General features: G+C 36.8%; 8 protein-coding genes, 1 tRNA gene and 1 CRISPR repeat array. All 9 genes read left to right on the top strand.

Features of this window, described 5'->3' with window-relative positions; all coding sequences use genetic code 11:
- Positions 1-9 precede the first annotated feature (9 nt).
- Positions 10-81: transfer RNA gene (locus FC47_RS09575), tRNA-Gln, on the top strand.
- A gap of 217 nt (positions 82-298) precedes the next feature.
- Positions 299-2,815: a CRISPR-associated helicase/endonuclease Cas3 gene (locus tag FC47_RS09570; RefSeq protein WP_056968741.1), complete on the top strand. Its 2,517-nt coding sequence runs from the start codon at positions 299-301 to the stop codon at positions 2,813-2,815.
- Positions 2,816-2,829: 14 nt separating this feature from the next.
- Positions 2,830-3,570, top strand: coding sequence for a type I-C CRISPR-associated protein Cas5c (gene cas5c, locus FC47_RS09565; RefSeq protein ID WP_056968740.1), 741 nt, complete (start codon positions 2,830-2,832; stop codon positions 3,568-3,570).
- A complete protein-coding gene (cas8c, locus tag FC47_RS09560) occupies positions 3,554-6,235 on the top strand; it encodes a type I-C CRISPR-associated protein Cas8c/Csd1 (protein WP_056968739.1) in 2,682 nt (893 codons plus the stop codon). Before cas5c ends, cas8c begins: the two co-directional genes overlap by 17 nt.
- 12 nt (positions 6,236-6,247) lie before the next feature.
- The gene (gene cas7c / locus FC47_RS09555) at positions 6,248-7,129 is read left to right on the top strand and encodes a type I-C CRISPR-associated protein Cas7/Csd2 (protein ID WP_056968738.1); all 882 of its coding nucleotides are present in this window, start codon (positions 6,248-6,250) and stop codon (positions 7,127-7,129) included.
- A gap of 2 nt (positions 7,130-7,131) precedes the next feature.
- The gene (gene cas4 / locus FC47_RS09550) at positions 7,132-7,791 is read left to right on the top strand and encodes a CRISPR-associated protein Cas4 (RefSeq protein WP_056968737.1); all 660 of its coding nucleotides are present in this window, start codon (positions 7,132-7,134) and stop codon (positions 7,789-7,791) included.
- Complete coding sequence (cas1c, locus tag FC47_RS09545) at positions 7,788-8,819, top strand: type I-C CRISPR-associated endonuclease Cas1c (protein ID WP_056968736.1); 1,032 nt, start codon at positions 7,788-7,790, stop codon at positions 8,817-8,819. Before cas4 ends, cas1c begins: the two co-directional genes overlap by 4 nt.
- A gap of 10 nt (positions 8,820-8,829) precedes the next feature.
- Complete coding sequence (gene cas2, locus FC47_RS09540) at positions 8,830-9,123, top strand: CRISPR-associated endonuclease Cas2 (RefSeq protein ID WP_338141053.1); 294 nt, start codon at positions 8,830-8,832, stop codon at positions 9,121-9,123.
- A gap of 164 nt (positions 9,124-9,287) precedes the next feature.
- A CRISPR array of direct repeats spans positions 9,288-10,712; the repeat unit is 34 nt; unit sequence GTCGCACTCTCTTGTAGGGTGCGTGGATTGAAAT.
- A gap of 201 nt (positions 10,713-10,913) precedes the next feature.
- A complete protein-coding gene (locus FC47_RS09535) occupies positions 10,914-11,732 on the top strand; it encodes an oxidoreductase (RefSeq protein ID WP_056968735.1) in 819 nt (272 codons plus the stop codon).
- Positions 11,733-11,869 lie beyond the last annotated feature (137 nt).

Here is an 11,869-nt window from a genome sequence, read left to right as displayed (position 1 = left end):
TTTGTTTATTGGGCTATAGCCAAGTGGTAAGGCAACGGTTTTTGGTACCGTCATGCGCTGGTTCGAACCCAGCTAGCCCAACTGATTAACCGTCAGATGACATTACGTCGTCTGGCGGTTTTTTATTGTTTACGATAATTGGGTGTGCTTGGCGTGATCTTAATAGAATAGAAAAAATCCTATTTAGTAAAAATGCGTTCTAAAATAAAAAAATTTAAATTATTTTTCTCCAAAAGGACTATAAAGACGGTAGCGTTTTCTATAATTAAAGTAGGTATTCAGAAATGGGAGAAGTAAAATGTTTATTGCTCATACAAAAATTCAAAAAGACAATAAAATTGCTAAAGAAAAACTACGGGACCATCTTATTAATTGTAGACGATATTCAGAAGAATACGGTACCGAATTAGGATTGAGCCACATAACCGGAATTGCAGCATTAGTACATGACCTTGGAAAATACCGTTCTAGTTTTCAAGAATATTTAGAGAATGCCATAAAAAATCCAGATCAGTCAGTTAGAGGGAGTGTAGACCATTCAACGTTTGGCGGAATGTTTATTAGAAGCCAGCTAAAAGAGTTCAAATTGGCCGATGATCAGCAAATACTGTTAAAGCTGCTATGTGAGATTCTAGAAAATTCAATTTTTTCGCATCACAATACTAATGGATTAAAAGACTATTTAGACGTTCGTGGAGAAATGCCATTTTTAAAACGAATATCTAGGTTTGAAGAAGATAAAGATAAGCAAAAAGAATTAAATCAGATAAGCAATATCTTTTTTGAAGAGGTGATTAGTAAAAAGAAATTTTTAGATTATCTAGGGATAGCTTTACACGAGTTCACTAATTTTTATTCTAAAATTGAAAGTGAGAAAGCAGAAGAACAATTTAAAACTATATATTTTTTAGCACAGTTTATTTATTCATGTGTCCTAGATGCCGATCGTACGGATACTGCTTGTTTTGAATTTACAATGTCTCCGCTTAAACATGACAGTCAAAAAATATTTAAAACCTATTACCAGACATTATTAAATCAAGTAAATAAAATGAATTCTGGAGAGATGGGTAGAAAGACTATTAATCAATATAGAGCAAAGATGTCTGATGATTGTGATATTTTTGCAGAAAAGAAGGATGGGATTTATACACTTTCAATGCCTACAGGGGGCGGAAAGACCTTATCAAGTTTACGTTATGCTTTAAAGCATGCAGTTTTAAAAAAGCAAAAGCGAATTATTTACGTCTTACCATTTATTACGATTATCGAACAAAATGCAAACGTTTTAAGAGAAAAACTGAATGGTGATAAAAAAGATTCTACAAATATTCTAGAATTTCATAGTAACGTTTCAACGGATTTAAAAAAACATGAAAGTGAACAAATAGATTTATTGGATCTATCAGAAGAAAATTGGGACGAGCCGATTATCGTAACAACGATGGTTCAATTTCTGAATGCTATATATGGTTCTGGAACTCAAAATCGTCGTCGCTTTCATAACTTATGCAATTCTGTGATAGTTTTTGATGAGGTTCAAAAGGTTCCAATTAAATGTATATCAATGTTTAATCAAGCAGTTAACTTTTTAAAGGATTATGGGGCATGTAGTGTGGTTTTATGTACAGCTACTCAGCCTGCTTTATCGCATTTAAAAAACGGATTACATATTGATGAAGATCATGAAATTGTAAGAGGCCTTCAAGAAAGAGTTAATCAGTTTAAACGAGTTAGATTTCACGACTGTACTGAAAAAGATGGCGTTGCAAATAGATTAAATGTCAAGGATGCTGCTCATATGATTTTTGAGCAAAGTGAGCATAGCAAATCGATATTAGGTATCTTTAATACAATTGATTGTGTAAAAAACATCTATAAGGAAACACAATCTTTAATTAAAAAGAATAGTGATATAAGAATATATTATTTGAGTACGCAGATGTGTCCTAGTCATCGACAAGAGACAATCAAAAAAATTAATAATGATTTATGTATGCATAGAAAAGTAATCTGTTTATCAACACCTTTAATTGAAGCTGGTGTTGACGTTAGTTTTGAATGTGTTTTCCGGTCTTTATGTGGATTGGATTCAATAGTTCAAGCCGCAGGTCGCTGCAACCGAAATTCCGAAATGAAGTGGGGCGATGTTTATATTGTTCTAATGGCAGATGAAGTTGAAAACATCAGTATGTTGGAAGATGTGAACAGGGGTAAAAAAATAGTAGAAAGGTATCTGCGAAGTGGCATTGATCCAAATGATTTTTTGACTCCTGAAGTAGTTCGGAAATATTTTGTTGATTTTTTAGGTGATTGTCAAAGTAAAGGACAAACAGAGTATTTAACGACAGATTATGGTAGACAAGTTAGTTTAAGCCAATGTACTGTTGGCAGTGAATTTATTAGAAATATTTTACAAAATGGTGATGATGAGATTAGGAGTAAGCTGCAAGAAACTTTACAGCATTCTTCGAGTGAAACAATCGCTAGGCATTTTGAAGTAATTGAAAATAATACTACTTCAGTTATCGTACCTTACCATTATGGAAAAAAGATAATTTCAGAACTTAATGGTGATATAAACGACACTAAGGAAATTTATAAGTTATTGAAGGCGGCACAGCCATTTATGATCAATGTCTTTGAATCCACATTCCGAAAAATCAATGATAATAATGGTGTAGTTGCGATTAGACCTGATAGATTTGCTGCATCGAATAAAGTAATTTATGCATTACGAGAAAATTTTTATGATGACAAAAATTTGGGATTAGTAGTTGAAGGCAATCAAAAAATATCAGAATGTGTATTTTAAGGAGATGATGACAGGTGCTAAATACTAGTTTTTCATATTGTGTATATGGGAATAATGCATTATTTACTGATCCAATTATGAAAATTGGTGGTGAAAAGTTCAGTTATCCAGTACCAACCTATGAGGCTCTAAAAGGAATTACTGAGAGTATATACTGGAAGCCTACAATCATTATTTACATTGATCGAGTAAGGATACTTAAAAAAATTGAAACTGAAGCCAAAGATATTCTGTTATTTAAATATAATAATAGTAAAAAATCAGATTTAGCTCGGTATACCTATTTAAAAGATGTCGCTTATCAAGTCCAAGCCCACTTTGAATTTAACCAGCATCGACCTGATCTTGCAAAAGACAGAAATGCTAAAAAACATTTAGCCATTATGAAGCGTTGCATACAAAGAGGAGGTCGACGGGATATCTTTTTGGGAGTTCGTGAATGTCAAGGTTATGTAGAACCTTGTGAATTTGGAAATGGTGATGGCTATTATGATGATAGTCTGGATCTGCCGTTTGGTACGATGGTGCATGGTATTGATTATCCCGATGAAGCCGGTGATGATCAGATGAAAATTCGGTTATGGCAGCCAGTAATGAAAAATGGGGTTATTGATTTTATTCGACCTGAAGAGTGTCCCATTCATAAACCATTACATGAATTCCCAGTGAAACACTTTAACTATCGCGATATTCAAAGTGTTGATGAACTATATTCTGAAACGATGGGGGATGAGGATAATGAGTTGGATCACTGATCTGGTTGACCTTTATGATCGCAATGAACATTTAGTTGGGATACCAAAAGAAATCGTTTCTGATAACGGTAAAGAAAGAACGGTATGTCTGCTTCCAATTGGACATATACAAGTTAATGTACCAATTCAGATCGATTTAAATGCAGATGGTACTTTTAATAATGCAACCGTTTTGAGACATGAAGAACAAAAAACGATTATCCCAACGACTTTGAGTTCTGGATCACGCTCAGGGTCAAGCACTAAAAGTCCTATGCCACTTGATGATCAATTGAAATATGTTGCTCGTGACTTCCATTTTTATAGTAAAAAAAGTAAAGATATAGATTTTTACCAAAACTATGTTAATCAACTTAAAGAATATAAGGATTATTTAGCAGGTCATGGTCCCACATCAGCATACCAAACTGTGTCCGCAATATATAAATACGTAACAGAACATGATTTACTGAAAGATTTAGTAAATTACGGAATTTTCGGCAATCAAACAGCCTATTCAATAGTAGAAAAATGGACAGGAAAAGGCGAGAAACCTTTATTATACCAGGAATCATCTGAATCATTGGACAAAATTTTTGTTAGGTTTAATGTCTGGATAAAAAATGAAAAGCCGCATTGGGAAAACCCGACCATGTATAAAGCATGGAAAAGTTATTATGAATCTAAGCTGCGTATTGAATCTGAAAAGGGCGTTGATTACATCTCAAGAAAGACAAATATAGTTTTAACAAATAAAAAAATCAAAGGAATTAAAGGAATTTTACCTGGATCTAATAACGCAAAACTGATTTCAACAAATAATCCTTATAACTATAGAGGACGCTTTTATGATGAGGATGAGGTCGTAACGCTTGGTTATGAGAACTCTCAAAAGGCACAATTGGCTTTGAAATGGTTAATTGATCGGCAAGGATTTAGTATTGATACGCGAAAATACTTAGCTTGGGGAACAAAAGGCGAAGACATGTCAGTCATAGAGCCTAAGAAAGGCATTTTTGCCCAGCCGCTGGAATCATTATTCCAACAGCTGGACAATGAAGAATTGCCAGATACGAATGAACAGTTAGCAGCAAAAATTAAGAATGCCTTTTTAAAGGGAGAAAACATTTGTCACTTAAATGCAAATGGTAACGTTTATATAATGGAGCTTGATGCTCCTGTTACTGGGCGAATAGATATTGTCTACTATCAATCTTTAGATGTACAGAGCTATATTGATAAACTAACAGATTGGTATTCTAAAACTGCTATTTATGAATCAGGTAAAAATGGCTACATGAATCAAAACTTTAGCTTACGCAGTTTGGCAGTCTTTAGAAACGGCAAGCATGCTAAAAATGATCTTATTAAAAATACGGTATCAAGCTTAGCGCAAACTATTCTTGGAACGCAAAAAGTTTCTTGGGGTATTTTAAATGGTCTTTATAATAGGGCAATTCGACCAATGAGCTTTAATGATCCACACGGAAAATCAATAACATGGTCGGATACAATGTTGAGCGCAGCTCAGCTTTTTCGGACCGTCTATCCTGAATTTGGACCTGTATTGGATAAACAAATAAAAGATCAAAACTATTTATTCGGACGTTTGCTCGCAATTGCTGACATTGCGGAAAATGAGTCTAAAAAAGAAAAGCAGAAGGGATATTTAACAAATGCCCAGCGTTATATGACGATTTTTGCCCAGCGGCCGTTAACTGTATGGAAAACAATCTATCTTAAATTAATGCCCTATCTTATAAAGATGGGTAAAGATGAAAATAAAAATTATATTGTCAATCGAATTCAAAGAGAAATTGGTGAAATCAGCATCTTATTGCAAGGTGATGTTCAAAAGCTGAATCAGCCATTGAATGGTAGTTTTTTGATTGGCTATGTACATCAAAAAGCTGATTGGTATCATAAGTGTGATCATGAAGAGAAACAGATCAATTTTAATATGTTTAGTATGGATAATACTGACACAGAACGGAGCTATCTGTTTGGACGAGTATTAGCATTAGCTGACTTGGCAGAATCAGAAGTTATGGGAAATGATAATAGCAGAGCTACTAATGCCCAAAAATATTTATCTTCATTTGCTCAACGTCCTTTAACTACCTGGTCAATAATTTTTTCAAATCTTCAGCCATATCTAACTCATAATCAATATGCTTTTCGCTTTAAAAGAAGTTTAGATCGCATTTTCAACTTAATGCCCTCTGATGAAGAATCTATGAAGCACCGCAATGATCCATTAAACGGGCGCTTTATAATAGGCTATTATCAGCAGAGGAATGCTTGGTTCAGAAAGGAGAAGATAGAAGACACTAAAGTAATCAGCTTAAATCAACAAACAAATTCACGAGACTATTTATATGGTCGCTTGTTGGCGTTTGCAGATGTTTTAGAAAATAACGTGTTAAATAGTTATGAGATTAAGCGTCAGACAAATGCTATGAATTATCTAAAAGCATTTAAACAGCAACCATTAACAACTTGGAAAATAATTCGACTGCGAATTGCTCCATATATTAAAAATAGTCGTTATGGTTCAACGATTGTTTGTTATATTAATGAAATTGAAAAAAGGCTGTCTGATAGTAATGCACCTTTAAATGGTGAATTTTTGGTTGGATACAGTCAGCAACGTTATTCTTGGTACTACAAAAAAGAAAATAATTAGGAGGAATTTATTATGGCTTTGGAAAATAAAATTGATTTTAAGGTTGTTTTTGCAGTTAAAGCAGCTAATCCAAATGGTGATCCTTTAAATGGTAACCGGCCACGTCAGACTAGTGATGGCTATGGAGAAGTTTCAGATGTTGCTTTGAAGCGCAAAATTCGTAATCGTTTACAGGATATGTATCATGATGGTGAAATTGCTTCTGATATTTTTGTTCAGTCGGCAGATCGAGCAGATGACGGCTATAAAAGCTTGAAAGATCGTGCTGAAGGTGATGATGAGTTAAAGAAAGCTATGAAGAATCATGATGAGAAAACCATTGCCGAAATAGCTGAGAAAAAGTGGATTGACGTTCGTAGCTTTGGACAAATTTTTGCTTTTAAAAAGACAAATAACAATAATGAAAAAAATGGCTTGTCAGTAGGTGTACGCGGACCGGTAAGCATTCAAACAGCTCGATCAATCACACCGATTATGATTAACGAAATGCAGATTATCAAATCAGTTAATTCGGTTACAAGCGATAAAAAAACACCTGATACGATGGGGATGAAATATAGTATTGATTTTGCAGTTTATGAGTTTAACGGCAGTATTAATGTTCAGCTCGCTGAAAAAACTGGCTTTACCCGTGAAGACGCCGATGCAATTCACAAAGCATTAGAAACATTATTTGAAAATGATGAGTCAGCTAGTCGACCAGCTGGAAGCATGGAAGTTTTACGAGTATATTGGTGGGAACATGACAATAAGTTAGGAAAGCATTCATCTGCAGCCATGCATCGTTCAGTAAAGGTGCAACCTAAGAATGGTGAAATTATGAATAATGTTGATGATGTAGAATTTATCGAAGAACCATTTGATGATGTGAAAGAGGACGTTTTTCGAGGCTAAAAATGGCAACGTATTCTGAAGAAGATTACCTAATGCTTTCCGGAATTCAACATTTTGCATTTTGTCGTCGGCAATGGGCACTTGGCCATATTGAAAACCAATGGGATGATAATTATTTAACTATTGCTGGACAAAATCTGCATCACAAGACTGATGATCCATATATTAGTGAGACTCGTGGTGAGAAGTTCATCGTAAGAGCAATGCCAGTCCATTCAAGAGAATATGGCTTAACAGGTGTTTGCGATGTTGTTGAATTTAAAAAGGATAATAATGGCACTCAGGTATTTGGAAAAAGCGGCAAGTATATTCCAATACCAATTGAGTATAAGCATGGAAAAGAAAAAACTAATCATTCAGATGAACTCCAATTATTAGGAGAAGCAGTTTGTTTAGAGGAAATGTTGTTTTGTCATATTAATTATGGCTACCTATACTATGGCAAAACGCGGCATAGGAAGAAGATTGAATTTACTTTAGCGTTGCGACAGGAATTGAATCAGACAGTTCTTGAGATGCATAGTTATTGGCAGCGCAAATATACTCCTCGCGTTAAACCAAGTCAAAAATGCAAATCGTGTTCACTTAGAGATATTTGTTTGCCTGAACTTTTGAATAGAGAGTCGGTTAATGAATATATTGAAAGAAGACTCAGTGAATGAAACAATTATTAAATACTTTATATATTACGATGCCTGAAACCTATTTAGCCTGTTCTGGAAACGATATCGTAATTATGTTGGACCAGAAGTGCATTGCAAAACTGCCAATGCAAAATTTTGAATCAGTTGTTACGTTTGGTTATTCTGGCATGAGCCCAAGTTTGATGCAAAAATGTCTGGATGCTGGAATTGCTGTGACATTTATGTCTAATAGTGGGCATTTAAGGGGGCGTCTGGTCGGTAAACGGATTGGAAACGTCTACCTTAGACAAGGACAGTACCAAATTGCAAATGATCAATCAGCCTCTCTAAAAATTGCTAAGAATTTTATATTAGGAAAAGTCTACAACCAACGTTGGATTATCGAACGTTTTTTACGAGACCATCCATTGCAGATAGATGTGGAAAGATTTAGAACTATCTCGCAACGATTAAAAAAGGGATTGGACGATATTCAATCTTCCATATCGATTGATGAATTACGTGGAATTGAAGGAAGACTGGCTACCGACTATTATTCTATTTTTGATGATATGATTATCAATCAAAAGGACGATTTTTACTATCACGGTCGAAATCGTCGTCCACCATTGGACCGAGTTAATTCTCTATTGTCTTTAGCCTATTCATTGTTGAGAGTTGAATGTGCATCGGCATTAGCTGCAAACGGATTAGATACGTACATTGGTTTTATGCATGTTGATAGGCCTGGACGAGAATCATTGGCACTGGATTTAATGGAAGAACTTAGAGGAGTAGTTGCGGATCGTTTTGTTCTGCGATTGATCAATAAACAAATGGTTCATGCAAATGATTTTATTCAAAAAGCCGATGGGGCAACCATCATGACTGATGAAGCTCGTAAAAGATTTTTAACAGGTTGGCAAAAAAATAAAATGGTTGAGCTCAATCATCCTTACCTAAAAGAGAAAATTGAATGGGGCTTAGTACCATTTGCGCAAGCACAACTTTTAGCCAGATGCATACGTGGAGATACGGACGGTTATGCTCCGTTTTTATGGAAGTAGGTTGGACAAAATGATGATGGTAATTGTTAGTTATGATGTATCTACTAAAGATGCAGCTGGGAGTAAACGCTTAAGACATGTTGCGAAAATTTGCGAGGATTATGGACAGCGAATTCAGAACTCAGTCTTTAAATGCTTAGTTGATGCAAAAACATTGGAGATTTTAAAAGAGCGTTTATTAAGCGAAATGAATAAAAGTACTGACAGTCTCTACTTTTTTAATCTTGGCACTAAGCATAATAATAAGGTAAAGTGTTATGGGTCAAAGAATGTTTTTGATTTAGAAGAACCATTGATTTTTTGATGCCTTAGGTGCGAATCAGAAGTGAACATGTTTTTCTTATAGATTCGCACCACTTTTCTAGTTAATTAATTTAAATTTACTTTAATGAAGGATACTTTTTATTCCTTATTAAAATTTTTAACCCAATATATTGAGAAAAAGTTATTTTTTTACTATATATTGCGGTCGCACTCTCTTGTAGGGTGCGTGGATTGAAATCAAAACTGAGCCCTCGATTCCAGCCGAGTCCAGAGTCGCACTCTCTTGTAGGGTGCGTGGATTGAAATAAAGGAGCATAAAACAATGAACAAGAAGATCATCAAAGTCGCACTCTCTTGTAGGGTGCGTGGATTGAAATGCTAACCGTGCGATTAACTCGTTGATCAAGCACGATGTCGCACTCTCTTGTAGGGTGCGTGGATTGAAATCGTAATTGCCAGCGCTGACTTTATCATCCGGATCGTGCTGTCGCACTCTCTTGTAGGGTGCGTGGATTGAAATAAAACTCGTTCGTTTGCCAAACTGGCCTCGTTTACGGTCGCACTCTCTTGTAGGGTGCGTGGATTGAAATTCGAGGGCAGCTATTATGCTTTGGACGCCGACAACAGTCGCACTCTCTTGTAGGGTGCGTGGATTGAAATTCAGTTACGAGAGTACCGCTTTTTTCTTTTGTATGTCGCACTCTCTTGTAGGGTGCGTGGATTGAAATAGCTGTTCAACGTCTGGCTGGCCCAGAAATGGAACTGTCGCACTCTCTTGTAGGGTGCGTGGATTGAAATAGTCCTCCTACCATAATATTTTCAGGTACCGATCGTCGCACTCTCTTGTAGGGTGCGTGGATTGAAATAGCCTTGGGACGAATTCTGCACCGTTCGCACGGCAATCGTCGCACTCTCTTGTAGGGTGCGTGGATTGAAATTTCCGGTTTTTCTTCTTTTTGCGGTTCTTCCGTTGGTCGCACTCTCTTGTAGGGTGCGTGGATTGAAATATGTTATGGATACGGTCTATGGTCGGATCTATCGTGTCGCACTCTCTTGTAGGGTGCGTGGATTGAAATACCTAACCAGCGATGAATATCGCTTAACAGTGCGGTCGCACTCTCTTGTAGGGTGCGTGGATTGAAATAAACATGTAGTTGTCCTTGTACCATTTCCAATTGGTCGCACTCTCTTGTAGGGTGCGTGGATTGAAATAAAAGGCAAAGGCGGTAATCGCCGAAAAGAAGTAGTCGCACTCTCTTGTAGGGTGCGTGGATTGAAATTGGCAGCTAATTGTGTGTGCATTTTAGCACCTCCTTGGTCGCACTCTCTTGTAGGGTGCGTGGATTGAAATAGACTGAATCTGGCGGTAACCCGCATGCTAAACAGCGTCGCACTCTCTTGTAGGGTGCGTGGATTGAAATATAAATCATCGTGTTGTTATCCAGTGCCAAACAGATGGTCGCACTCTCTTGTAGGGTGCGTGGATTGAAATCAGTTAATCACACCGACAATAGCCGTTGCAAAGTAGTCGCACTCTCTTGTAGGGTGCGTGGATTGAAATTACCGTTACCTATCAGAAAAACAGGAAAAATATCGTCGCATTCTTTTGCAGGGTGCGTGGATAAAAATTGCTCCCAAGCATTCTGGCTCTTAAACAATGTCGATGGCAACTTCAAAATGTACAAAAACGTCAATCTCAAATTGTACAATTATGGCAAAATAAATTGGCACATATTGATAAACTAATGGCGTCTTATGATGTTCATCAATCTAGCCATTTTGGATATACTAAGATCATCAAATACGAGTTAAATAAATGGAGGATTAATTATGAGCAACAAAGTGATCTTGGTAACGGGTGCCAGCAGCGGAATGGGTTTTGAGACGGCAAAGACTTTAGCACAGCAAGGCAATAAAGTTTATGGTGCCGCGCATCGGGTTGAAAAAATGGCTGCCTTAAAGGAATATGGGGTAACGCCACTGAAGCTGGATATTACTGATGAGACATCGAATAAGGCTGCTATTGCAGAAATTATTGCCAAGGAAGGCCGGATTGATGTCCTGATTAACAATGCAGGCTATGGCAGTTACGGCGCGATTGAAGACGTTGATCTGGCAGAGGCCAAGCGCCAATTTGACGTCAACTTGTTTGGCTTGGCAGCTTTGACAAAAAACGTCTTGCCTTATATGCGCGCGCAACACTCAGGTAAAATCATCAATGTATCATCGATGGGTGGCCGCTTGGTATCGTTTATGGGTGGCTGGTACCATGCAACCAAATATGCCGTTGAAGCTTTTAGCGATGCCCTTCGAATGGAAGTAAAGCAGTTTGGCATCGACATAATTTTGATCGAACCAGGTGGCATCAAGACTGACTGGGGACACATTGCGGCTGATCATCTCGCTGACTCGGCTAAGGGCGGTGCTTATGAAAAGACTGCGCTCAAGGTCGCTGAAGGGATGCATAAGCAATACAATGGCAACATGATGAGCAAGCCTCAGGTAGTCGTTAAGGCAACCGTCAAGGCAGTTAATGCACGATGCCCTAAGCCACGCTATCTGATTGGATTCGGGGCCAAGCCATTGGTATTTGCTCACGCCATTTTGCCAACGCGAGGATTCGACTTTATCATGATGCACGCGTCCTAAACCATAAAACATCGTCGCTAAATTAAAGCTTCTTAATCTTTTCTTGATAAAATCTAATAAATTCCAGAAAAATGGTTGACATTTATCGTTATGCCAATTATTATAATCACAACAAAATTAGAAATTGCTTAGAAGAG

The organism is Limosilactobacillus mucosae DSM 13345, assembly GCF_001436025.1.
GTDB classification, from domain to species: Bacteria; Bacillota; Bacilli; order Lactobacillales; family Lactobacillaceae; genus Limosilactobacillus; species Limosilactobacillus mucosae.
Note: the sequence above shows the minus strand (reverse complement) of the source record. Positions and strands in the feature narration are given on the sequence as shown.